Here is a 24,619-nt window from a genome sequence, read left to right as displayed (position 1 = left end):
GATAAAAGAATAAGACAATAAGACAGATGCATATGTAACGATTTTGAACCGCCTGACAACCCGATTACTCATTTTTTTCCAAAATCCAGCACAGGGCAAGGTCGAGCATCCAATCGAATGGAACGCCAAGGTCGCAAAGCAGGACAAACTACCAACGGATTCCACCCAGCAGATACAGCATGAAATCAATCAGAGCGGCACCTGAAGTTATTTTCTAATGAGAAGGCAAGGCGTCAGGAGCCCCATACATCCCCTCCTTGGACGGCAATAAACTCCCACCTTCCTCCGGCAACCAAGGCATCCCCTGATCTTGATAGGCAGGGACCATATTGGTCGCAGCATGAATACTGTGTAAATTGCGAGGATATGCCTGCTGGTCAACCACCTCACCCTTGTAGAGCAGCTCCACGATAAAGCCATAAAACTCACGGCGTCCCAACAAATGCTGCTCAGCAAGATCCAACTCGGGAATCCGATAAGACACCCGCAAGGTCTCTTCATTTCCAATATCCTGCCAATCAACCGAGGTGTCAGCCCATGTGGGGGTAATCTGAGCATTGGATGCAGCCTTCTTAATCTCGCCCCCATTCACTCGATCATAAAAATGAACCTGGACCTCAACATCATCGGATTGAATTTCCAAGTCAGGCCGACCAAGTAGCGTTACTGCAACATCCGCCTGCTGCCCGGCGTTGAATCCACTCCCCTTGTTCACCTTCATTGGGCCAATTGCGATCGTATGACGGCGAGCCACGGCGGTATCCATCCCTTCGGTCAACTTACGAGCTGCCAAGTTAAAATAAGGTCCCGCTTTCACCAGCCCCATTTGCTGGATTTGCTGATACTGATCCGCAGCCTTGGTGTAGAGACTCATGTCCTCAAACAACAACCCTTTTTCATAGAGCACGGCGCATTCTTCAGCGTCCATTCGTTCGGCTTCGTCAAGCTTCAGCATCGCCCGCATCATATCCCCCTCAAGATGCAGATTCCGGGCCTCTTGAACCAAGCGCTCGACCCGTGGGTTGGCAATGGCCACCGCAAAATGTCTTGGCCGCGTGACGAGTGCCGGAACCGCAGCCACCATCACCTCCGCTTTTGGTTGAACCCGGACCGGAGCATGATCCGCCATACCCGCAGCAGCCGCATAGCTGGAAGAAGAACCAAGATCCTGCAGGATTTGTTCAACACTGCGCGGATGAATTTCGGCTGTGGCAGGCTCCGAAGCCTTGGCTACCTGCGCTATAGCTTGAACTTGCTGGGAGGGAGCCGCCCCGTTCCGGACAGCAAGGGCAGTCCCCACTGACAACAGCTGGATAAAGCCAAACAATGCCAGCAGCCAGCAGGCAATCGTAAACGTTGGTCGGATCGTATGGTGAACGCTAGGTTGATGACGCTCAACACCTTGCGTAAGGGTGGTGGTGTGCATAAGCGATCACGTAAATACCGATTTCACCCCCACCTGTCAATCCGCGAAATCCCCGACCTTCCGAGCATTACCTAGAGCGCGAACACCCCAAGCTCTCGTCCAAATATGAATATGCCACCCCAAAATACAGGAATCGGAAAAATGACTCTGGACGCATCAACATTCATCCAGCATGAAAGCAGGCAGACAGCTCATCATCAAACTATGAACCAACTCTTCAATATCGAAAACAAAGTCATCGCCGTCACCGGAGCCACCGGTATTCTTGCCGGGGGACTGGCTCGCTACCTCCTCGAACAGGGAGCCAAAGTGGCCATCCTCAGCCTCTTCCCCGAAGAAGTTGAAGAAGCGGTCAAGGAAGCAAAAACCATCTCTGAACACGTCACAGGCTTCGCTTGTGATGTCACCAACAGCGAACAAGTCCAAGCTGCCCACGATCACGTGATCGCAACTTTCGGCACCATCGACGTCCTGATCAATGGAGCCGGAGGCAACATGGCTGGAGCCATTGCCGGTCCCGACCAGGATCTGTTTGATGCCCTCAAGCTCGACGACTACGCCAAGGTCATGGATCTCAACCTCAAGGGCACGGTGATCCCCTCCCTCATTTTTGGCAAAACCATCGCGGAAAAAGGGCAAGGATCGATTCTCAATTTCTCCTCGATGTCCTCCGAACAATCCATCACCCGGGTGCTCGGCTATTCCAACGCCAAAGCCGGCGTCGACAACTTCACCCGCTGGATGGCAACCGAAATGGCCCAACGCTACGGTTCCGGTGTCCGAGTCAATGCCGTTGCCCCAGGGTTCTTCGTCACCCACCAAAACCGGGCACTCTTGACCAACGAGGATGGAAGCTTCACCGAACGTGGGCAAAAAGTCATCAACAACACTCCGATGTTGCGTTTCGGCGAGGCCGATGAAGTCTTCGGAGCCTTCCACTACCTGATGAGTGACGCCTCCTCCTTTGTCACCGGAACCGTCATCAAAGTCGACGGCGGCTTCTCCTGCTACAGTGGGGTCTAAGCCCATAACCACGACCACCTGAGCCAAGCATTATGAATACATCCCAACCTCTGCTCACCGAAGGATTCCGCTGGTATGGCCCGGACGACTCGGTTTCTTTAAACGACATCGTCCAGTGCGGAGCCCAGGGGGTTTACACCTCCCTGCACCACATCCCCTACGGCGATGCCTGGCCCCGCGAAGCCATCCGTGAACGACTGGACCAGCTCGCAGCCCATCAACTGGAATGGTTGGCCGTCGAATCCGTCCCCGTATCCGAAGCCATCAAAACCCGGGGACCCCTCTGCGAAGAACACCTCGAAAACTATCGCCAAACCATCGAAAACCTTGCCGCTGAAGGGGTGAACGTCGTTGTCTACAACTTCATGCCAGTGCTCGACTGGATCAGAACCGACCTAGCCTACCAACTCCCCGATGGCAGTGAAGCCCTGCTTTACGATCCGGTTCACTTTGCAGCATTCGACATCCACATCCTGCAACGCGAGGGTGCTGAAAACGATTTCACCGACGACCAACGTGCCCGGGCAAAATCCTTTTACGACAATCTCACCCCGGATGAGCGACATCACTTCGAACGCAGCATCGTGGACGTCTTTCCCGGATGCAAACTCGGACTCAGCCTGGACGAACTTCGGGAAATGCTCGCCAACTATCAGGACATCGATGCCGACCAACTGCGTGCCAACTACCAGCACTTCCTCGAAGCCGTTGTCCCTACCGCTGAACGCTGCGGAGTTCGCCTCGCGGTGCACCCGGACGACCCACCCTTCCCCGTCCTCGGACTCCCCCGAATCGTCTCGACCGAAGAAGATCTCAAAACCATCACCGAACTCGTCCCCAGCCCCGTCAACGGACTCTGTTTTTGCTCCGGCTCGCTCGGCGGCCGATTGGACAACGACTTGACCGGCATCATCAAGCGCCTCGGCCGGCACATCCACGCCGTACACCTGCGCAGCGTCGAACACAACCCGGACGGCAGCTTCTACGAAGCCAATCATCTGGAAGGACGGGCCAACATCCCGGAGCTGGTTCAGGCACTGCTGCACGTAAACGCAGACAAGCCAAACGACCAACAGCTCAGCTTCCGACCCGACCATGGACACCGTATGCTCGATGACCTACAAAAACCCACCAATGCCAACCCCGGCTACGATTGTCTGGGAAGGATGCGCGGGCTTGCCGAAATCAGAGGGCTACAAACCGGCATTGCCTCGGTGTTAGTTTAATTTTGGCATTGCCCCGAAAATGGATCGGGGCATAATCGCCGCTAATGAAACGACTGCACCTTCACTGGACAGCCGTTCTGGCCCTTACAACCCTTACATGCCTTTCCCCCCGGAATGTCCATGCTGGATGTTGTGATCATGTAACCGAGCAAACTGAGGATAACCAGTCGGTCTTAATACTCGAAGCCCGCGTCACCGGACGCCAATGCCTGAAACTGGACAACGGGATCATCGTCACCGATGTCACGCTTCAGCCGATTGAAACATTCAAAGGGGAACAACAAAACGAACCCTTGACGATCCGTATGCCCGGCGGCCGTATTGGCAACGAAGGCCAATTTGACTCCGGCCATATCCGGCTCACATCCGGTAGCGATTACATCTTCCGCCTTGTGGCTCATGAATCCCACTGGAAATGCCTGAACGCACGAGTCGAACGCGCAGGGAAAGCCTCGGAAAAACGCCGCAACGCCTACCGCGAAAAACGCCGCAAAGCCGGAAAAGAAACCAAACGTTACGATCTGGGGAATGATGTCGACACCCTCATCACCGGTGAAGACGGAGCTGACGCCAAACCACCGAAACCAGACCCTGACCCTGAACCTGAACCAGTTCCGAGTGTCCCAACATTTGGATATATGGAAGATGCCAATGGCATCCCCTCCCGCTTCGCCGTATGTGATAGCAATACTCCCATCCCCTACCTTGTCGATATCGATACCGAGTTACTCCCAGGCGACATCACTGAAAGCCAGGCCATTCAAGCCGTTGAAGATGCCCTCACCGCATGGAGTGACGCCTCGGGGCTGACCTTCAAATTCGAAGGTTTATCCAGCTTCGGCCAAGCGGCATCAGGCGTCAGCTCAAGCGATTACAAAATCCGCATCCAACTGCACGACAAATACAACACCATCAGCAGTACCAGCACTCTGGGCAAGGGAGGAGGAGCCTACACGGGGTCAACCTCCTATCCCGGTGGTGGAACCGGAGGTAAAGTCATCGACCAGGAATTTCACAAACGCACGCGGGGCTACCTCATGCTCAACCACCGCTCCTCCTCCATGGAGAACTACAAGACCTTTGTCGAAGTACTGACCCACGAGCTAGGCCACGTTTTAGGACTATCTCACTCCAGTGAAGACCCATCAGAAGCAAACAGCACATTAAACGAGGCCATGATGTATTACCGTGTGCATGCAGATGAGCGAGGGGCTAGCCTCGGCACATACGATGTGGAAAAAATCAATGCAGGTTACCCGGCAGACAATATGCCCCCATCTGGAATGGATCGTATCTTATATGCCGTTACAGGTTCCCCCCAGCCAACCGGTATCGGGGTAGACCGCGTCACGGTCAGCGGCAACGACCGGGAAACACCAGACAACCTCAGCGTTCATATCCTGACCTCCACAGCCAGCAACATCAATGGTTCTTTCTCCACCAGTGGGAGTTCAACGATTGTCTACACCCCCAATGCGGCATACTCCGGAAGCCTGACCGAAGAACAAATCGAAGCGGGAGTCTACAATGACCGAATCCAATACCGTATCAGCGACGGCACCAACCTCTCTGCCTATCACTCACTGCGTATCGTCGGATTCAACTTTGACAGCACGCCATCAGACGGACTCCCTGACAACTGGATGAACACCCACTTCCCCGGCACCGGCGTCGGTAGCGTGGGAGATCCTAACCACCCGGACTCCGATCCGGACGGTGACGGCATGAGCAATCGAATCGAATATATCTACGGCAGCGACCCAAATGATCCGGATTCCTACCCGCCGAAAATGAGCTACGACCACATCAACGAGACCGTCAGCTGGAACTCCATCAACCGGATGCCCTACTACCTTGAGTGCTCGGAAGACATGCACACCTGGACCACCATCCACAGCTGTCTCGGCACAGGAGAGAGACTCATCAAAGAGATCTCCAACCCAGACAATGGCCAACGCTTTTACCGGATCAAACTCCGACCATAAAACAAACAACCGCCCCCCCCTGTCACATCGGCAAATCCATTTGTGCCAGTAATTGGGCAATGGGAGCAAAAGTCCTACGATGAATCGGACACGGGCCAAGCTCTTTTAACGCCTGCATATGCTGCTTGGTTCCGTAGCCTTTGTGTTTTTCGAAACCATAACCAGGATACTGCTTGGCATAGTCTCTCATTTGGCGATCCCGGGCAACTTTGGCAATAATACTGGCCGCAGCAATCGACATACTCTTTCCGTCCCCTTTCACGATACCTTCTGATGGAATGGGAAACCCCGGGACAGCCAATCCATCAATCAAACAATAGTCCGGGATGGCGGACAGCCCCTCGGCGGCCCGCGCCATCGCCGCATGAGTTGCCCTCAGAATGTTCTTTTCCTCGATCTCTCCAACCTCAGCAAAAGAATGCGACCAGAGAACCTCATCGTTTTGTAACAGCTCCTCATAGAGAAGCTCCCTGCGCTTTTCCGTCAGCTTTTTCGAGTCATCCAGCAAGTCATGGGAAAAACCATCCGGCAGCACCACGGCCGCCGCTGAAACCGGCCCGGCCAATGGCCCCCGGCCAGCTTCGTCAATCCCGGCAATCCTACGATAGCCATCCGCCATCCGGGCCAATTCAAAAGAAAAATCAGGCATGACTCACAAGCTGCCTCGTCGCGCCGCTCATGGCCAGCCTGATTCAAATCATCAGCTGAAAAAGTGCTCAGCCTTTAATGGTAAATCGACCCGGGGCGAACCGAACGGGGCACGCCGGATGGACGGACACCAACCATCATGGTGATGTAATACTTATTGTTCGCCTTATGCACACCAACACCTGTCAGATCCCAGCTCTGCTTGAGGTGGCGGTTGTGTTCGGCGCTTTTCATCCAGGCATTCACGGCCGTCCGTGCAGGATCGGAGTTTGAGGCTGGGACTGCAGATTCGATCTCTCCCAGATTCTCAATACCATACTTCAAGTAGGCATACTGGGCCCGGTTATGGGATCCAAAGTTACTCGGTTTTCCTTTGGTCAAATGACTCGATGCCTGAAACGAACTGTGCTGCTGCGCCATCTTGTTCAGGTTTCTATTTCCACGAAATGCTTTTTTACCCGCCTTGGCCCGTTCCGCATTCACCAGTGAGAACACCCGCTCCGCTATTTTGCGCTCTTGCGCATTGGGAGGCGCCGCTGTCTGCTGCGTTAAATTTGATGAGGAAGAGCAGGATGACAACGATGTAATAACGATGGCCGCCCCTGCCCAAGTAAGGATGGGTTTAATGATGTTCATAACGTCCACTTTTACCCCAGCATGGGGTTTGGAGCCAGATTATTTCACTTATTCCAATTAATAATGAATAAATTCTCTAATAAATGACTTTTTCCACAGAATCTGAACCCGTTAGCCGACCAACAATTTAAAAAAAATGAAAGCCGTTAAACGACCGTTTGCTAAAATCGATTTTCCGGTCACTTCTTCTTGGCAAGTGTCTGGAGATTCCCTAGCGTCACTCCATGCGCAAAAAAGTCCTTCTTCCCTTGGCCTCTCTCAGCCTCGCCATGCCCCTACTGGTGTCTTGCGGAAACTCCGACAAAATACCACTTCGCGGTCAGACCGCCACAGGCGAAGTAGCCAATGCCACAGCCCTGCTGAATGAAGGCAGAGCCTACCAGAGCAGCGGAAAAAATAGCAAAGCACTATCCACCTACAAGGAGGTTTCCAAAAGCTACCCGAACTCGACAGCCGCGCCGGAAGCCCTCTATGCGCGAGCCAACATGCTCGACCAACAGGGGGAGCTCATCAAAGCGTTCGATGCCTACCAAGAGCTGATCGTCAACTATCAGGCAAGCAGCCGCTACGCCTCCGCACTGCGCAGACAGGAACACGTGGCCCATGCCGCAGCCAACGGAGTGATCAAAAATAGTTTTCTAGGCATGAAAACCAAGATTGCCCCCAGCCGGGTAGAGACCATGCTCGGACAAGTCCGGGACAACGCCCCTCAAGCATCCAGTGCCCCAAAAGCCCAGTTTGCGATTGGCCAGGTCTGGCAACAATCCGGCAATGCTGAAAAAGCGATTGCGGCCTTCCGCCGAATCAGCGCCGACTACCCGGAAAGCTCCCAAGCACCCGAAGCGCTCTACCAAATCGGTGAAACCCTGATTCTCAAAACCAAAAAAGGAAACAAAAACAAGGCCAACTTCGACAATGCCACCAGCATCTACAACGAGCTAATCCAACGCTACCCGAATCACAAACGTGCCGCCGATGCCCGCAAGCGCATCAAGGGCCTCGGAGGACAAGAAATTCAGCGCAGCTATAACATTGCCGAATTCTACCGCAAAAAGGGAGAAAAAACATCCGCCATCTTCTACTACAAGGAAGTCCTGCGTAAGTCCAAGAGCGGCCCCTTGCGTGACCAGGCGAGCCAGCGTATTGCCGAACTCGAAGCCCAACCATAACCGCTCGTATTCAATATGCTCCATCGCTTGCTCCTCCTTCTCCTGCCATTGGCTCTGGCATCCTGCACCGGCTATCATTTGGGTGGCAGCAAACCCAGCCATCTGGCTCACGTCGAAAACATCCAGGTTCCTCTGTTTGTCAATGAAACCCAACTGACCCGAGCTGATGCCTACGCGACCAATAGCGCGGTCGATGCCCTGACCCGTGACGGATCATACCGAATCACCAATATCAACGATGCCCAAGCAGTGCTCGAAGGCTCCGTGGTCTCCATCGATTACGGCCAGGTCAGTTCCTCACGGACCGATACCTTGAAATCCGAAGAGCTCAGCATGGAGGTCACCATCAACTGGATCCTGCGCGATGCCAGCAACCCGGCCCGCATCCTGGAAAAAGGAAGCTCCCGGGGCAAAACCCGCTTCTTCGCCGGAGACAACCTGGAAATTGCCAAGGTCAACGCCCTGCCCGACGCCTTGCGCAGAGCTTGCGAATCCATGACCTCGCGCATCGCCAACGGGTTTTAGCCACCTCCCACGCCCTGGCACTCGGGCAATGGGAACGTATTTCACGAAAATGATCACCTTTGTCCCCACTCCGATTGGCAACCGGGCCGACATCACCCAGCGGGCCCTGAGCACGCTGCAAGATGCCGACCTCATCGCCTGCGAGGACACTCGACACTCACGCCCACTGCTCAAGCACTACGAAATCGACGTCCCTCTGATTTCCCTGCACGACCACAACGAACAGCAGCGCATCCCCGAGATCGTTGAAAAAGCCCAACAAGGGCTGAATATCGCCGTCATCTCGGACGCGGGAACCCCTCTCATCTCCGACCCCGGATACCGACTGGTTCAGGCCTGCATAGAACATCAGCTCGAATACACCGTGCTGCCAGGGCCATCCGCCGTTATTACCGCCCTCGCGGGTTCCGGCTTTCCCTGCCACGCCTTCAGCTTCGATGGATTTCTTCCTGTCAAAAAGGGAAAACGTCGAAAGGCACTGGAAGCAGCTATCGAATCAGGCAAGACCGCCCTCTTCTTCGAATCCCCCCACCGACTGATCTCCACCTTGGAAATCCTCAGCGACATCCACCCACAGCTGGAAGTCTGTGTAGCTCGTGAGCTCAGCAAAAAATTCGAAACCTACCACCGCGGCTCGGCCAACGATCTTTGGGCACAGTTTAAACAACGTGCACCAAAAGGAGAAATCGTGCTCCTGATCAATCCCGCGTCAATTACCAGCTAACGTTGGTCCCACGGGTATCGATGTGGGTAAAGCTCGGGTAACGCCCGACTCCCCCTTTGAACACGCCCTGCTTTCGCAGTTGCTTCGCAACATACTGGGCATGATACGCAGAAACGCCCTTGAATTTCAGATCCAACGCCAGATTCTGCATGTGATACGAACGGCTCTTACCTCCCACCGCGCGGTTGTAGCGTGGGCTGCGGTATGCCGAAGTAATTTCACGCAATGGCGATCCCATTTTTACCACCATCTTATCCACCACTTTCAGGGTGTTCGCGATGCTTTTCCATTGGCTCTTCGGAGGAAGAGTATTGCTGGTCCTCCCCCTGGTTTTAAAATGGGGAGCGAGCACCATCCGCGGAGTCACATTCCTCAAATTCAAACTCTGAATGTAATTGGCATATCTCAGCACGTCCGTTCCTTTTGCCTGCACCCAGGCATGAGGAATGCCTGGAACCGGTTTGTCACTCATCGTGCTGAACAAGGCCGCTCGAACACCCGTCGAACCTGCCATCGCCCCTACAGCCGTCAGCCCCGCCATCGCCAAAAACTTTCTTCGTGAAGTGCTGGCTGAGGCCCTGAGGCACAGCGGAATTCCTCCATTAACGAAAAAGGTATCCTTGGACGGGATAATCGGTGTTTGAGTGTGATCGGTAGGATGATCGGTAGGGTGTTTGCTTGCAGGTTGAGGCATCGCGCCGACAGTTTGGGACCTTTTCCGAGATTTTCCAGAGATTTTTTTCATCCCCCCTCAATCTATCCAAGACCTAATCCGCTCAAAATAAATGACTTCAATGGAATCCGAGGCATTAATGAACAGAAAAAAAATTACCTTTTTTCCTCTGGCGATGCTTCGTGGATGTGAAATGCCTCTCCACAAGAGCCTCAGATCTCCCCAATCGCCCATATTTATTAACTTTCTACTACAAACGATTGTATGAGAGCAGAACCCGCCCTCGCTGAATTTTGGAGTTTCAAGTGTTCAGAATGGGATCGGCCCATGCGCCCACACCCGGATCCGAAGTCCGAGCAACGGCTACCGTTCAGAGCCCTCCCTTTTTGTAGAAAATCTGCCTGGCCGACCAGGCACCTTGAGTGAAAAGATCCTCAAATCTCCTCTTCGTAGTAGATTTTAATCCACTTTTTCTGCCTTTGGCTGTCCTCTCCACGCTCGATCACATCCTCGTCGGCTTCCTTGAAGGCAGGGGCAAAGCTAATATTCACTCCGGAATCCAATTTGATCGTGCTGCGGTAGCGGTTACTCGATTTCTTCGCAATTTTTTTATCGATTTCAAAGGATTCGGGCAATGGCTCACCATCATCCTCATCCTGCTTGCCGCGAAACTCATCAAACTGCTCAATGATCTCCGGCTCCTGCAAAGCCTCTTCACGGAATCCCTTGAGGTCAAATTCATCGCGTTCCTCAAAATAATTCATTGCGCGGTTGGCTACCCGGCACTTTTTTTCGGCCTCCATATCCTCAGGTAAACCTTCCTTGGCGAAATCCACCGCCATATCCGCATATCGCTTCGTCACATAATCGTTGTCCTTACGATACTTTACACCAAGAAAGTCCCGCATCCAAAAATGAGCATCCGAACTCGCCTTGTCGAAGGTATAGACTAAAAACCCCCCTTCGGCATCGCAGTTAACGATCAGGCAACCTTTGTCAATTTTTTCAGGAGAAATCCCCCGATGGGTGATGAGCTGCAGATTCCCTTCACTGTCGGACACCTCGAGAAAAGGAACCCGGCTTTCCGACTTGATAATACTCAGTGCCCGTAATGGCTCACCATTGACCAATACATCATCGATCAATGCAATACACAGGTCTCCAGCCTTGATGTTCGGGTGTTTCGAGGTTTTATATAAGTGCCTCGCAATCTTCCGCCCGTGGTTCAACAACTCCTCCGGATCTTTGAAAATCTCTGTTGCGTAGCGATACACCTCGTTCAAGTCCAAGGAGGAATCATGACTTAAGGCCCGACGCTCCAAATTCCGGAAGGGTTTCAAAAAAGACAAGGTCAGCACCCCGGTATCGTCATTTGAGAAACGGCACAGTTCATTGGAGGTGCGTAAGGGTTCGGATCGGAGGGAGTTCCCCACCTGAGCCAAGGTCAGGGTGGTCAACTTCGCGCGTTTAAAATTCAACGTATGGGTCATGGTGTGCAGTCGCTCTCAGCGAGCGCAGAAGATCGCCAAAACCGGTCACCATTGTCCAGCGTTTTTCAGTCGATTGAGTGGAAAAAAGAAAGACCGCCCCCTCAGGGCGAATACACTAGGAGCTAACAGCCTGCGGCGCTGACAGGACTCACATGATTGTAGAGGGTCTACAGGTTTTTTTTAGAAGTGAGCTATAGGTTTTGGGCAAACCTTGATCTTTGAAAATTAAAAATCCTGTAAAAGATTAAAAAAAATCCTGACAATCCTGTCAGCGCCGCAGGCATCACCCAGATAATCTACCTAATGCAGGAGCCCTGACAGCCCCCTCGCCGGCCTCCTATTCTTTGCCTTCGATCTCCGCCACATGTTTGCGGAAGTCCGCCAACTCATTCCTGACCACCGGTAAAAGCACATAAAGGCCAATCATGTTCGGAATCACCATCGCAAAAAGCATCGCATCCGATACCCGGATGACGTTCGACAGCGAGGTGACCGCCCCCACCACCACAAATCCACAAAAAAGCAGCTTATAGATAAGAATCGCCATCTCATGAGGTCCCCCACAGAGGTAAATCACCGCCTGCTCTCCATAATAAGACCAGGAAATCATCGTCGAAAAGGCAAACAATAAAACGGCAACCGCCAGAAGCTTCGGGAACCAGGCATACTTCTCTCCAAATGCGCGCGACGTTTTTCCAATCCCCTCGACCTTATCCACATCCGTCATGGTCACCCACATCGACTTTTCACGCCCCTCTTCCCAGACTTCTCCAAATTTTTCATCCTCTGACAAGCCAAGCAGTCGTAACTCATCGCCCTCGGATACTTGTTTCACTACTTGCTCAACCCCGGGCTCGACAAACAAGGGCGTGGCGTCTTTTTTGACAATCGCATCCACCTTCCACATCCCGGTCATAATAATCACCAAGGCTGTCATCGTGCAAACCACCACCGTGTCGGTGAATGGCTCGAGCAAGGCCACCAATCCTTCACTGGCTGGCTTCCTCGTTTTCACCGCCGAGTGGGCAATCGGAGACGATCCAATCCCCGCCTCATTCGAAAAAGCCGCACGCTGAATTCCTTGAATGAGCACACCGATAAAGCCTCCGCCAACAGCCATCGGACTAAAGGCCCCGGTAATGATCTGGGAAAAAGCATCGCCAACATCGTCAAGGTGCGTCGCAATAATCGCAAAAGCCACCAACACATACATGCCACACATCAGAGGAATCAAAAAGGAGGTCACCCGGGCGATCACCACAATCCCACCGATGATCACAAGCCCCACAATCACCGCAACAATCAAGCCGAATCCCAACTTGCTCCCCTGAAAAATACCAAAAGCATCGCTCATCTGAGAGGCTGCCTGATTCACCTGAAACATGTTCCCTGCGCCAATCGCACTGCCGATACACATCACCGCAAAAAACACTGCCAAGACCTTACCCAATCCGCCCAAGCCTTTTTCCTTCAAGCCCTGGCTCAGGTAATACATCCCACCACCGTGAACCCGACCATGGTCATCAATTTTCCGATATTTAACCCCGAGTGTACACTCACAGAACTTGGTCGTCATGCCGCACAGCCCCATCAAAATCATCCAGAATGTCGCTCCGGGACCTCCGACGCTCACCGCCATCGCCACTCCCGCAATATTTCCCAAGCCCACCGTCGCCGACAAAGCCGCAGTCAGCGCCTGAAAATGAGTGATTTGCCCCGGTGCATCCTCGTCCGTGTACTTCCCCTTCACCGTCCGATAAGCCAGACCAATCGCACGAATGTTGAGAAACTTGAATCGCAGCGTCAGAAAAATAGCCGTGCCGCCCAAGACCACGAGTACAATCGGCAACGATTGACCTAACACCTTAACGGAAAAGAAAATAATCGTCTCCAGAAAATCAGCCACCGGCCTCATGGCACCATTCAGCTGAGATGAAATCGCATCTTCCTGCCCGGCGGAAGCCGAACCAACCATCATGGGAAGAGAAACGAGGAGACCAAGGAACGCAAAAAATCGTTGATAGAGCATAATAAAACCTATGAAAAAGTGCTGACTAAAGCTTTCCCAAGACTGACAGCCACACCCACGGGCACAAGCAAAATTGCTCAGCTCGATCGACTACTGACACAGATCCTGCCGATCCAACAGCTCCCCCTCGGTATTCCTCGCCCCGAATGCCCGTGTCTTGCTTATCTAAACACATATTCTGTTTGGTCTTGCCCGCAATTACGCTTTTGGCTAGTGATCTGGAACAAATTATGAAAATTGGCATCCCAAAGGAAATCTTCCCCGGTGAAAAGCGAGTCGCCGGATCCCCCGTGCTGGTCGAAAAGCTCATCAAACTCGGATACGAGGTCGTGGTCGAGTCTGGAGCCGGCGAGTCCGCCCATATCAGCGACGCCGACTGGAAAGCCGCCGGAGCTGAAACCCTGGCCGACACCGCCCAAGTCTGGCAACAATCTGACATTATCATCAAGGTTCGCCCACCCGAATCCATGGAGGCTGCCTTGCTCACCAAGGGGAAAACCCTGATCAGCTTCTTTTGGCCCGCCCAAAACCAGGAACAACTCAAACAACTCGCCGAACAAGGCGCCAATGTGCTCTCCATGGATTGTGTCCCCCGCATCTCCCGGGCACAAAAGCTCGACGCTCTCTCATCCATGGCTAACATCGCCGGTTACCGTGCAGTGATCGAGGCGGGTAACAACTTCGGTCACTTCTTTACCGGCCAAATCACAGCCGCAGGTAAAGTGCCACCCGCCAAAGTCATGGTCATCGGGGCCGGTGTGGCAGGACTGTCCGCCATCGGAGCGGCTTCCAGCCTGGGAGCCATCGTTCGTGCCTTTGATACCCGCCCGGAAGTTGCCGACCAAGTGGTCAGCATGGGCGGGGAATTCCTCTACCTTGACTTTGAAGAGGACGGCAGCGGAGAAGGCGGCTACGCCAAGGTGATGAGCAAGGAGTTCATCGAAGCCGAAATGGCGCTCTTTGCCGAGCAAGCCAAAGAAGTGGACATCATCATCACCACCGCTCTGATCCCCGGCAAGCCAGCCCCCAAGCTGATCACCGCCGAAATGGTGAAATCCATGAAGTCCGGCAGCGTCATTGTCGACCTTGCCGCCGAGCAAGGAGGAAACTGCGAACTCACCGAGCCGGGTGAAATCGCAGTCAAACACGGCATCAGCCTGATCGGCTACACCGACTTACCCAGCCGCATGTCCGGCCAGTCGAGCCAACTCTACGCCAACAACATCGGCCACCTCTTTGATGAACTGACCCCGGAGAAAGATGGCAACATCGACCTGAACTTCGAAGACGAGGTCATCCGCGGCACCACCGTCATCAAAGAAGGACAAATCACCTGGCCACCGCCAGCCCCAAAAATCAGTGCCGCTCCACCGGCAGCGAAAAAAGAAGAACCAGCTCCAGTGCCCACACCTGAACCCGAGCCGAAAAAGGGCCTCGGAACCCTGCTCGGACTCGGTATCGTCGCGGCCCTGATCCTCGGAGTCGGCAGCGTCGCTCCATCCGACTTCATGGGTCACTTCACCGTCTTTGTGCTCGCCTGCTTTGTTGGTTGGCAAGTGATCTGGAATGTGACAGCCGCCCTGCACACCCCGCTGATGAGTGTTACCAACGCCATCAGTAGCATCATTGTGCTGGGGGCCCTGCTTCAGGTCGGAAACAGCAATGGCATCATCGTGGTGCTCGCCTCCATCGCCATTCTCATCACCTCCATCAACATCTTCGGAGGATTCCTGGTCACCCACCGGATGCTCGACATGTTCCGCAAAGACTAAGCCCCCCTCAACCTTCCCACTCTCTACTTTTTACTCTATACTACTATGTCTGAAGGAATCACTACCTCATGTTACATCGTTGCCAGCATCCTGTTCATCCTCAGCCTTGGTGGCTTGAGTGATCAGGAAAAAGCCCGGCGAGGAAACTTCTACGGCATCATCGGCATGATCCTCGCCGTTGGAGCCACCCTGTTCAACGCCTCGGTCGGCAACTTCCACATTATCGCCATCGTCATTGTCATCGGTGCGGTGATCGGAGCCCTGCTCGCGGCCCGGGTCAAAATGACCGCCATGCCCGAACTCGTTGCCATGCTGCACAGCTTTGTCGGACTGGCCGCCGTGCTCGTCGGATTCGGAACCTTCCTGGATACCTCCCATCCGTTAAGTGGTGCGGAAAAAGCCATCCACGACGTCGAAATCTACCTCGGCATCCTGATCGGCGCGGTCACGTTTACCGGATCGGTCGTTGCCTTTGGCAAGCTCAGCGGCAAGATCGGTGGCCGACCACTCCTGCTCCCCGCCCGGCATCTGCTCAACATCCTGATCCTGATCGCCTGTATCTTACTCGGAGTGATGTTTGTCCAAGCCGGCAGCATTGATGCTGGCATGATGCCACTGGCAATCATGACGGTGCTCGCGCTGCTCTTTGGCATTCACATGGTGGCCGCCATCGGCGGAGCCGACATGCCCGTGGTGATCTCCATGCTTAACAGCTACTCGGGCTGGGCTGCAGCCGCCACCGGCTTCATGCTCTCCAACGACCTCCTGATTGTGACCGGAGCCCTGGTCGGGTCCAGCGGTGCCATCCTCTCGATCATCATGTGCCGAGCCATGAACCGCAAGTTCCTCAGCGTGATCCTCGGCGGCTTTGGCACGAAAAAAGCCACCAAATCCGCCGATGGCGAAGAACAGGGTGAAGCCGTTGCCATCACCGCGGCCGACACCTCCGAGTTGCTCAACAACTCAAAATCGCTGGTGATCGTTCCCGGCTATGGCATGGCCGTCGCCCAGGCCCAGCAAGCCGTTGCTTCAATGACCCAGAAGCTTCGCGACCAAGGTGTCAACGTCCGCTTCGCCATCCACCCGGTTGCCGGACGGATGCCCGGCCACATGAACGTGTTGTTGGCAGAAGCCAAACTTCCCTACGACATCGTGCTTGAGATGGAAGAAATCAATGATGACTTCCCCGAAACCGACGTGGTTATGGTTATTGGGGCCAACGATATCGTCAACCCATCAGCCGAAGACGAGCCCGACAGCCCGATCGCAGGCATGCCGGTGCTTCAGGTCTGGAATGCCAAAGAAGTGATTGTGCTTAAGCGCAGCATGGCCACCGGTTACGCCGGAGTTGAAAACCCACTATTCTTCAAAGAAAACACCCGCATGCTCTTTGGCGACGCCAAAGCCAGCATCGACGAAGTCGTCAGCGGGCTTTAACCCGTCACGCAAGGTAGGACAGATTTTCAATCTGTCGGCAAACTTGGGAACACAGTGCTCACAGCCTGATCATTCCTTCGGAGGCCGACAGGATCCAATCCTGTCCTACCTTCACACACCCAGAGTAGGACAGATTTTTCAATCTGTCGGCAAACTTGGGAACGCAGTGCCCACAGCCTGATCATTCCTTGGGAGGCCGACAGGATACAATCCTGTCCTACCTTCACACACCCAAAGTAGGACGGATTTTTCAATCTGTCGGCAAACTTGGGAACGCAGTGCCCACAGCCTGATCATTCCTTGGGAGGCCGACAGGATCCAATCCTGTCCTACCTTCACACACCCAAAGTAGGACGGATTTTTCAATCTGTCGGCAAACTTGGGAACGCAGTGCCCACAGCCTGATCATTCCTTGGGAGGCCGACAGGATGCAATCCTGTCCTACCTTCACACACCCAAAGTAGGACGGATTTTCAATCTGTCGGCAAACTTGGGAACGCAGTGCCCACAGCCTGATCATTCCTTGGGAGGCCGACAGGATGCAATCCTGTCCTACCTTCACGCACCCAAAGTAGGACAGATTTTCAATCTGTCGGCAAGCTTGGGAACGCAGTGCCCACACGTTGGGATCCTCTCCTTTTAGACAAAGAACCTCCTTCTCCTAACGCCCGATCCGCTTCACATCATCCGGGCCGATATTAAACATCTCTTTGGCCGTCAGCTTGGGCTTCTCCCCCTTGATCGTCTGATACTGGAACACCTTGACCGGCTTGTGTCCTTCTACTTGGGGAAAAATATACACCCGCACCGTCAAAGGGTCGTCCCCTTTGTATCCCGGCAGATCCTTGATCCAGAACTGGATCTCATTCATCCCATCACGCACCCCTCCAATCACCACCTCGGAGCGCGTGTCATTCTGAAATCGGTGCTTGCTGATCTTATTCACGCTCGCCCTGACTTCCCTGCCGGGGCAGTAGGTGTACACTTTTGCAATGTACTTCGCCATCCCCACTTCCATCGGCTTCACTGGCACCTTACCGTCAGGTAAAAAAGCTTCTCCGTCGACATACTTCAAATTGCCAGACATCAACTGGGTTCTCACATCCTTGAGTCCACCTAAATTGACAAACTCCGCACTGTCGTATTTCCATCCGCCGGATTCATAAACAAAACTAAGCACTAACAAATTGTCAGAAGGAGCTCCACCCACCCCAAAATCTACCTTACCAAAATACACCTGTTTCGCCGTCATCCCCTTATAACGGGACCTCAATAACTTTAAACTGGCGGCGGCAGGAGGCGTCCCCGGCACCCGAAACACATCCTGGGGAAAGCGACCCCGCTCCGACATAATCCGGTTTTTGATCGCCATCTGGCGATGACTGGCGGTGATCTGCTTCCAGGCTGCATGATTCTTTTTTTTCATCGCATCACGCCAGTAGGCATAGACATCCTGAAGCGCTTTGGTCAGTTTGGGATCCGTCGGTGATTGGGCGCGAGCACTCGGTGTGGCGGAAAATGAGACCAGCACCATCGACAGCAAAAGAAATAATTGCATGCTTTTCATGATTTCCATTGGACAATAAATCCAGCAGAGGGCAAACACTTTTTCAGACAAGCTTGTCCTCCACCCGGCAATCTGTGCATGAACGTCCTTCCCCAACCTACCACCCCGCTGAGCGCCGAACGCAAACTCGAGTTGCTCAACGGAGCCTACCCCCACATCTATCAGTCCGAAGACGGTATTGATCTTCACGCCTACTGCTTTTACCCGGAGGACAGTAAACCCAACAGTCAACAGGATGACCAATCCGGAGAACTGAAACCTGCCATCTTGTTTTTTCACGGAGGCCTCTGGGATGTCAGTATGGTCACCCAGTTCTCCCCCCATGCCATGCACTTCGCCAGCCGCGGCATGGTCGCCATTGTGGTGGAATACCGGGTCAGCGCAGTACACCAATCCACCCCGGACGACGCCTTTGATGATGCCCAGATGGCGATGCTCTGGCTCCGCCACAACCATCAGGAACTTGGAATTGACCCCAAGCGCATCGTTGCGGCCGGGTCCGCAGGAGGAGCCCATATGGCCCTTTCACTCGCCATGCGAAAAAAACTGGAGGTCGTCGATGGCTACGACCCGAGGCCGCAAGCGGTGATCGGAGTCAGTTCCTTTGTCCATACCAACCGGCGAAATGTCGACCACCAACGGTTCCCCAACGCCAAGGTCAGTTCGAAACTCAACCCCTACCACAACGTTCGCCGCAAGCTTCCCCCCACCCTGATGATTCACGGCAAAGTCGACACCGTCGCGCCCCACTATATGATTGTGGAGTTTGTCCGAATGATGAAACGCAAACGCAACCGCTGCGACCTGATCGATTTCGACGCCTGCAACCACAGCTTTTTCAACTTCAATGTCAGCCCGGAGCACTTCGAAATCACCCTGAATTCGATGGATGCCTTTATCGCTGAACTGGGCTACATTCCGCCAACCGAATACGGACAATAATGGCTGAAGACAAAGCCGCTACAAGCGTGAGGAATCCTCATTTCGGCCCGGGACAAGCGAAGCTCGAAAAAAAATTACCTATTTTGCCCCCTGTGGGATAAATTCATGGTTGCATCCGGGCGACCTTTCATCAATGATCGCGCGCGTATGAGCGACCAACCATTAGCAGGCAAAACGGCCGTTGTTTTCGGCGTAGCAAACAAACGCAGTATCGCATGGGCGATTGCCAAGGCCTGGGCAGATGCAGGAGCCAAGCTGATTTTCAACTATGCAGGGGACCGATTGCAAAAAAATGTAGAACAACTCGCCACGACCTTCGGTGAAGACACTCCAGTCTACCCATGCGACGTCACCAGCGACGAGGAAATCGACAGCTTTTTCGAAAATGTCAAAAAACACACCGACAAAATCGATCTGGTCCTTCACTCGGTTGCCTTTGCTCCAAAAGAGGCTCTCCAGGAAAGTTTTGTCAAGACCTCGCGTGAGGCCTACGCCATCGCCCACGATGTGTCTGCCTACTCTCTGGTCGCCATCTCCCAGCGCGCTGAAAAAATGATGCCCGACGGCGGCAGCATCATTGCCATGAGCTTCTACGGTGCCGTCAAGGTGGTGCCTAACTACAACGTCATGGGTGTGGCCAAAGCCAGCCTTGAGGCCAGCACCCGCTACCTTGCTGCCGACCTTGGCCGCAAGAACATCCGGGTCAACTGCATCTCCGCAGGCCCAGTGCAAACCCTCGCCGGACGTGGCGTTTCAGACTTTGGCAAACTCTTCAAGTATTACGAAGATCACGCACCCATGGGCCGCACCTGCACGCCCGAAGAACTCGGTTGCACCGGCGTCTTCCTCGCAAGTGACGGATCCGCATCCATCACCGGACAGGTGCTCTACGTGGACGGCGGCTACGAAATCGTCGCCATGTAAAACCCCTCCCCCAAAGTATCATGGCGGACTGGTTTTACGGCAAAGACGGTACCCAGCACGGCCCGGTTTCCGATCCGGAAATCCACACGCTCATCAACTCGGGCCAAATCGATGCCAAAACCATCGTCTGGTGCGAAGGCATGCCTGACTGGGCACCAGTCAACGCAGTGCCCGAATTCCAACACGCATTTGCAAGTAGTGGAAGCGCTGGCATCCCTGCCCAGCCCGCTCCATCAAGCCGTCCCTCAACCAACCCATACGGGAGTCCGCAAAGCTACGCCGGTCAGGCTCCATACGCTGGATCACCGATCCCGACAGACGGACTCTCAATCGCAGCCTTGGTCTGCGGAATTCTGGCCATTGTCGCCTGCTACGTGTGGGCATTATTTGGCATCCCCGCCGTCATTTGCGGCCACATGTCCCTGAAAAAAATCAAACACAGCGTGGTTCCGATCCAAGGAAAAGGCATGGCCATCGCCGGCCTCGTCTGTGGCTATCTCGGCATCGCATTTCAACTGTTCATGATCATAGCCATCGCGCTGGCATTTGCAGACATGAGCCGCCACTCGTATTAAATCCCCCCCCGAAGTCATTTGACCGTCATGGCCACCCGCGCGCGACAGCTCTGGCCACTCCTGCTGCCATTGGCAGCCTGCGGCTTCACCTCTTTTTTCTACACCCTCTCGAGCTGGCTCGGCGGCCACGGGATAGAATGTGCCATCCGCCGTTGGACCGGCTGGTTCTGCCCGGGGTGTGGAGGAACCCGCTGTGCGGGAGCCCTCGCGCGAGGAGAACTCACCGAAGCCATGCAATGGAACCCCATGCTGGCGATTGGGGTGATACTTTTCGGAGTCGGATCACTCTATCTGATCATCAGCCTCACCGTGCTGGGTCGTCCCGCTCCGAATCTGTCCGGGGTTTCCCCCCGCTGGTTTTGGGCAGGAATCGCAATCATCGCCCTGTTCACGGTGCTCCGCAATACCAGCACCTTCGCTTGGCTGGCACCCTAAATCCTCCCCTCCTTTATCTTGATGGCACAAGCTGAAGCACAAAACCCTTGAGATACTCGGTCTCTGGAATCGCAGGCAGAACCGGGTGGTCCAGCCGCTGTCCATGGCTCGCGATCAGCCGCAAGCTCCGTTTGGCATCGACCGATGCCGATACGATATTCTGTAAAAAGAGCTCCCGGCTCGCGTGATGAGAACAACAGTAGCTTGCAAGAATACCATCGCGATCAAGCAGCTTGATCCCGCGCAAGTGGATCTCCTTATATCCGCGCATCGCATTATTCAGGCTCTTTTTATTTTTGGTAAAAGAAGGTGGGTCCAGAATGACCAAATCATACTGGTCTTCGCAATGCTTCAGAAAATCAAAGGCGTTGTGCTGAACCGCATTTACCTCCACCCCATTGAGCTCAGCATTCCGCCGGGTCGCCTCAATGGCAGACTCGGAAGAATCCACGGCCGTAACACTCGCGGCCCCGGCTTTAGCGCAGGCCAGGGCAAATCCACCCTGGTTACAAAAACAATCGAGGACCCGTTTCCCTTTGGCCAACTTGGCAATCTCACGGTGAGCATCGAGCTGATCCAGGTAAAGCCCGGTTTTCTGGCCATCCATCAGGTCAATTTCAAATTTCACCCCCCCTTCGACGCTGGGGGCTTCCACCACAAAGGTATCCGGCCGTTCGCCATACATCATCAACGTTTCCTGCTCAATCCCCTCGGCTACCAGCATCGGAGAATCATTTCTCAGGATCACCGACGCCGGGGAAAGGAGCTCTACCAACACATCGACAATTTCCTGGCGATGTAACGACATGGCCAAGGTCAGCGTTTGCAGCACAAGGTGGTCTCCATAGCGGTCGACAATCACTCCTGGCAAACCGTCCGACTCACTCCAAACAATACGTGCCAGACGTGGGTCCAACCCGGAACGCTCGCGTAACTCAATCGCCTGCCCGATCCGACGTAGTAAAAACTCGCGATCGAGTTTCTGTTTTCTGCGAGAGATTCTCCGGGCGACAATCTGGGACTCCGGGTTGTAGATAGCCGTCCCAAGCGGACGATCCCGAAAATCCTTGAGCGAAATCACATCACCGGGTTGAGGATCTCCGAACGTCTTCTTGATTTCCGATCCATACACCCAGTCGTGTCCGTGAAATACACGTGCGCGCGGTTTGATGATGATTCCTGCCATGCGCAGACCCTAGACACGCGCCCAATCAAGATGCAAGCATCGACTTATACCGTTTGAGTGGTGGGCTGTCGGGAGAACGGTATTACCTCCTGATGAAACTGAAAACTTGAAACTTCAAGCTCCCCCCTCCATAGTTTTCCCATGCCCGCACCGCGTAAACATACGCCCCCCAACTACGCCATCGCCCGGATCGACCTTCCGAGTGCCGGCACTCACGGCTGGCAAGTTCGCATGCAACGCCGGGGGATCAAATACGGGAAATTTTTTGCCGATCGACCACACGGAGGACCCCAACAAGCACTGCAGGCTGCCCGCCAGTGGAGGGATGCCTTGATCGACGAACTCGCCAACCGTGCCAGCACCCGCATCTGTGAACGCTCACAGCGCAATAGCTCCGGAGTGGTCGGCGTCTCGAAAATCACCGTCGTCAGTAATAACGGCACCACCTACCAGTTCTGGCAAGCCACCTGGTCCCCCGCCCCCGGCCAACGACGTTGCGTCAAATTTTCCATCAAACGCCACGGCGACCGCGAGGCCTTCCAACTCGCCGTAGAAGCTCGAACCCAGGGGATCAGTTCTTAATGACAGATTCTTTATCGGGTAAATAGGACCTATGAAACTCACAGGCTTCAGACAAAAACATACATTTTGCGGCTAACTTCAGTCCTTTGATATAAACTCCGTTGCACACACCGCAACCGACCAAATTAACCATTCACACATGCGCATCCCGACATTTTTGGTCAAACTCCGCCAAACCTCCTTGTGGAGGCACAAGTGGATGTTTCTCACATTTGGAGTGTTTTTGCTGGGCTCCCTTCCTGCGCTCTATATCAGCATCGAAAAGGCCAAGGTCAAAAAAGAGCGGGAAAGCGTTAATGCAAAAGCTCTGGAAAATTACCATTCATTTCGTAAATCTTGGGAAGCAAAAAGCGAGATTTCAGATCTAGACTCCTTTTTTTCACCACCAGTTTCCGAGAAAGATAATTTCTACGCACATCCAGCCTACGTTGCCGAACTCAACAAAATTCATAGCCCCCCCCTCAGCGCAATCCATCGCGATGATATCCAAGGACTGAACTGTAACGACGATGTTTTTTTCGCTACGCAAGATGCTCATAACGACACAAAGGGATATCCATCGCGGATTTCAGAGTGGTTGGATCCACCACAACCGGGCTTACCTGAAAAGTCAGCGGCCCAGCAGTGCTTAAAGCATATTGCAATTTACGACCAACGCCTCAATGCAATTTCGGAAGCATCCAAAATGCCCGAATCAAACAACTCGTTGCACAACCGAGCAAGCTCCTCTAACATAAACATCCACTGCTCAAGTTTACTGGCCAGACGTGCAATTCTCCGTATGGCTATCGGCGATACTAAACAAGCACAGGAGGACGTCCAAGCAATGCTTCGCCTAGCGTCCCATACCAGCAAATATCACACCTTCATAGGCCTAACACATACTATATTTTCGTATTTCGATATTGAAAAAACCGTTTGGGAGGGTCTGTCCAGACACGCCTTCTCAGATGACGAGCTTTCCAAAATTGATGAAAAGCTCTCAACTGTCGACCTGAACGCACTCGCACTTGATGCCATACGCTGTGAGGTCACCGTTTTCTTTGCGAATACAGAGCTTCTAAAGAACACCCCTAAATATATGGAGCCGCCTTTCATGAGCTTAGAAAGCATTGACCTCAAAGAACCAAACACTTGGGACGACTTTTTCGACAAACCCGAACACCCAGGCGGGTTTTGGATTGAGCACAACCTCAAACACATGAAAGCCTTGGTTGGTATTATGTTGTATCCAAATGGTCAACGAGCACGCACCATCCTCAAACCTCAAGTGGATCAAATTCGGAATCCAGAAAAGGCTCGCCTCCTCGATTATTCGGCTGCATTAACGACCTACGTCAAAGCCGCCATCAACCGTCAAGCTCATATAAATAATATGCGCACGGCCATAGCCATTGAACGTTTTCGGCTCAAAAATCAAAGCTACCCAGACAATCTCCGCCAATTATCACCGGCATATCTTCCGGAAATTCCAATTGATATCATCACAGGGAAACCTGTACGCTACAGAATAGATAACAATAATAGCCCAGTTGTCAGCTCAACCGCTTTCGATCTTTTTCAAGAAAGCGATCCTGTTGCTGAAATCCACTGGTCGTATTCTCCTATGCCTTAGCTCCGCATCATCAACACTCATCCACTTTTC

At 53.6% G+C, this 24,619-nt stretch carries 22 protein-coding genes; 14 read left to right on the top strand and 8 right to left on the bottom strand.

All coding sequences use genetic code 11. The features are described 5' to 3' along the window. Nucleotides 1–214 precede the first annotated feature (214 nt). The gene (locus HW115_RS14625; protein ID WP_178933686.1) at nucleotides 215–1,426 is read right to left on the bottom strand and encodes a hypothetical protein; all 1,212 of its coding nucleotides are present in this window, start codon (nucleotides 1,424–1,426) and stop codon (nucleotides 215–217) included. 204 nt (nucleotides 1,427–1,630) lie between these two features. Here HW115_RS14625 and HW115_RS14620 point away from each other — a divergent pair, with 204 nt between their 5' ends. Genes HW115_RS14620 through HW115_RS14610 form a run of 3 tightly spaced genes read left to right on the top strand, consistent with a single transcriptional unit; the run spans nucleotide 1,631 to nucleotide 5,660 of the window. Next, a complete protein-coding gene (locus tag HW115_RS14620; RefSeq protein ID WP_178933685.1) occupies nucleotides 1,631–2,449 on the top strand; it encodes an SDR family oxidoreductase in 819 nt (272 codons plus the stop codon). A 32-nt stretch (nucleotides 2,450–2,481) separates the two neighbouring features. Continuing rightward, complete coding sequence (uxuA, locus tag HW115_RS14615) at nucleotides 2,482–3,675, top strand: mannonate dehydratase (protein WP_178933684.1); 1,194 nt, start codon at nucleotides 2,482–2,484, stop codon at nucleotides 3,673–3,675. Nucleotides 3,676–3,719: 44 nt separating this feature from the next. After that, complete coding sequence (locus tag HW115_RS14610; RefSeq protein ID WP_178933683.1) at nucleotides 3,720–5,660, top strand: matrixin family metalloprotease; 1,941 nt, start codon at nucleotides 3,720–3,722, stop codon at nucleotides 5,658–5,660. 22 nt (nucleotides 5,661–5,682) lie between these two features. On the opposite strand, the gene rnhB is transcribed toward HW115_RS14610, so the two are convergent. After that, nucleotides 5,683–6,309 (bottom strand): ribonuclease HII, encoded by a 627-nt coding sequence (rnhB, locus tag HW115_RS14605; protein WP_178933682.1) that lies wholly within the window; start codon nucleotides 6,307–6,309, stop codon nucleotides 5,683–5,685. 74 nt (nucleotides 6,310–6,383) lie between these two features. Then, nucleotides 6,384–6,944 (bottom strand): CAP domain-containing protein, encoded by a 561-nt coding sequence (locus HW115_RS14600; RefSeq protein WP_178933681.1) that lies wholly within the window; start codon nucleotides 6,942–6,944, stop codon nucleotides 6,384–6,386. A 224-nt stretch (nucleotides 6,945–7,168) separates the two neighbouring features. Between HW115_RS14600 and HW115_RS14595 the strand changes: the two genes are divergently transcribed. From HW115_RS14595 to rsmI, 3 genes are read left to right on the top strand one after another with little or no spacing between them, the layout of a single operon-like run. Further along, on the top strand, nucleotides 7,169–8,113 hold the full coding sequence (locus HW115_RS14595) for a tetratricopeptide repeat protein (RefSeq protein WP_178933680.1): 945 nt from the start codon (nucleotides 7,169–7,171) through the stop codon (nucleotides 8,111–8,113). A gap of 15 nt (nucleotides 8,114–8,128) precedes the next feature. Further along, on the top strand, nucleotides 8,129–8,638 hold the full coding sequence (lptE, locus tag HW115_RS14590) for an LPS assembly lipoprotein LptE (RefSeq protein ID WP_178933679.1): 510 nt from the start codon (nucleotides 8,129–8,131) through the stop codon (nucleotides 8,636–8,638). Nucleotides 8,639–8,687: 49 nt separating this feature from the next. Then, nucleotides 8,688–9,362, top strand: a complete 675-nt coding sequence (gene rsmI, locus HW115_RS14585) for a 16S rRNA (cytidine(1402)-2'-O)-methyltransferase (RefSeq protein ID WP_178933678.1) — start codon at nucleotides 8,688–8,690, stop codon at nucleotides 9,360–9,362. On the opposite strand, the gene HW115_RS14580 is transcribed toward rsmI, so the two are convergent. From HW115_RS14580 to HW115_RS14570, 3 genes are all read right to left on the bottom strand, one after another. After that, the gene (locus HW115_RS14580) at nucleotides 9,352–10,056 is read right to left on the bottom strand and encodes a D-Ala-D-Ala carboxypeptidase family metallohydrolase (RefSeq protein ID WP_178933677.1); all 705 of its coding nucleotides are present in this window, start codon (nucleotides 10,054–10,056) and stop codon (nucleotides 9,352–9,354) included. The genes rsmI and HW115_RS14580 overlap by 11 nt on opposite strands. A gap of 413 nt (nucleotides 10,057–10,469) precedes the next feature. Next, a complete protein-coding gene (locus tag HW115_RS14575; RefSeq protein ID WP_178933676.1) occupies nucleotides 10,470–11,525 on the bottom strand; it encodes a nucleoid-associated protein in 1,056 nt (351 codons plus the stop codon). A gap of 337 nt (nucleotides 11,526–11,862) precedes the next feature. Further along, nucleotides 11,863–13,554: an alanine/glycine:cation symporter family protein gene (locus HW115_RS14570; RefSeq protein ID WP_178933675.1), complete on the bottom strand. Its 1,692-nt coding sequence runs from the start codon at nucleotides 13,552–13,554 to the stop codon at nucleotides 11,863–11,865. 230 nt (nucleotides 13,555–13,784) lie between these two features. Here HW115_RS14570 and HW115_RS14565 point away from each other — a divergent pair, with 230 nt between their 5' ends. After that, nucleotides 13,785–15,326: a Re/Si-specific NAD(P)(+) transhydrogenase subunit alpha gene (locus tag HW115_RS14565; protein ID WP_178933674.1), complete on the top strand. Its 1,542-nt coding sequence runs from the start codon at nucleotides 13,785–13,787 to the stop codon at nucleotides 15,324–15,326. Between the two features lie 45 nt (nucleotides 15,327–15,371). After that, the gene (gene pntB, locus HW115_RS14560; RefSeq protein WP_178933673.1) at nucleotides 15,372–16,763 is read left to right on the top strand and encodes a Re/Si-specific NAD(P)(+) transhydrogenase subunit beta; all 1,392 of its coding nucleotides are present in this window, start codon (nucleotides 15,372–15,374) and stop codon (nucleotides 16,761–16,763) included. Between the two features lie 661 nt (nucleotides 16,764–17,424). On the opposite strand, the gene HW115_RS14555 is transcribed toward pntB, so the two are convergent. Then, a complete protein-coding gene (locus HW115_RS14555; protein ID WP_178933672.1) occupies nucleotides 17,425–18,321 on the bottom strand; it encodes a hypothetical protein in 897 nt (298 codons plus the stop codon). An 87-nt stretch (nucleotides 18,322–18,408) separates the two neighbouring features. Here HW115_RS14555 and HW115_RS14550 point away from each other — a divergent pair, with 87 nt between their 5' ends. From HW115_RS14550 to HW115_RS14535, 4 genes are all read left to right on the top strand, one after another. Next, complete coding sequence (locus HW115_RS14550) at nucleotides 18,409–19,272, top strand: alpha/beta hydrolase (protein ID WP_178933671.1); 864 nt, start codon at nucleotides 18,409–18,411, stop codon at nucleotides 19,270–19,272. A gap of 147 nt (nucleotides 19,273–19,419) precedes the next feature. After that, entirely contained in the window at nucleotides 19,420–20,196 is a 777-nt protein-coding gene (locus HW115_RS14545; RefSeq protein ID WP_178933670.1) for an enoyl-ACP reductase FabI, read from the top strand. 20 nt (nucleotides 20,197–20,216) lie between these two features. Then, entirely contained in the window at nucleotides 20,217–20,771 is a 555-nt protein-coding gene (locus tag HW115_RS14540; RefSeq protein ID WP_178933669.1) for a GYF domain-containing protein, read from the top strand. A gap of 27 nt (nucleotides 20,772–20,798) precedes the next feature. Then, nucleotides 20,799–21,206, top strand: coding sequence for a DUF2752 domain-containing protein (locus tag HW115_RS14535; RefSeq protein WP_178933668.1), 408 nt, complete (start codon nucleotides 20,799–20,801; stop codon nucleotides 21,204–21,206). 13 nt (nucleotides 21,207–21,219) lie between these two features. Here the strand turns inward: HW115_RS14535 and HW115_RS14530 are convergent, their stop codons facing one another. Next, the gene (locus tag HW115_RS14530; RefSeq protein ID WP_178933667.1) at nucleotides 21,220–22,392 is read right to left on the bottom strand and encodes a class I SAM-dependent rRNA methyltransferase; all 1,173 of its coding nucleotides are present in this window, start codon (nucleotides 22,390–22,392) and stop codon (nucleotides 21,220–21,222) included. 141 nt (nucleotides 22,393–22,533) lie between these two features. Here HW115_RS14530 and HW115_RS14525 point away from each other — a divergent pair, with 141 nt between their 5' ends. Then, nucleotides 22,534–22,974: a hypothetical protein gene (locus tag HW115_RS14525; RefSeq protein WP_178933665.1), complete on the top strand. Its 441-nt coding sequence runs from the start codon at nucleotides 22,534–22,536 to the stop codon at nucleotides 22,972–22,974. Nucleotides 22,975–23,173: 199 nt separating this feature from the next. Then, complete coding sequence (locus tag HW115_RS14520; protein WP_178933663.1) at nucleotides 23,174–24,589, top strand: hypothetical protein; 1,416 nt, start codon at nucleotides 23,174–23,176, stop codon at nucleotides 24,587–24,589. Nucleotides 24,590–24,619 lie beyond the last annotated feature (30 nt).

Origin of the sequence: Oceaniferula marina (genome assembly GCF_013391475.1) — a bacterium.
Classification (GTDB): domain Bacteria; phylum Verrucomicrobiota; class Verrucomicrobiia; order Verrucomicrobiales; family Akkermansiaceae; genus Oceaniferula; species Oceaniferula marina.
Note: the sequence above shows the minus strand (reverse complement) of the source record. Positions and strands in the feature narration are given on the sequence as shown.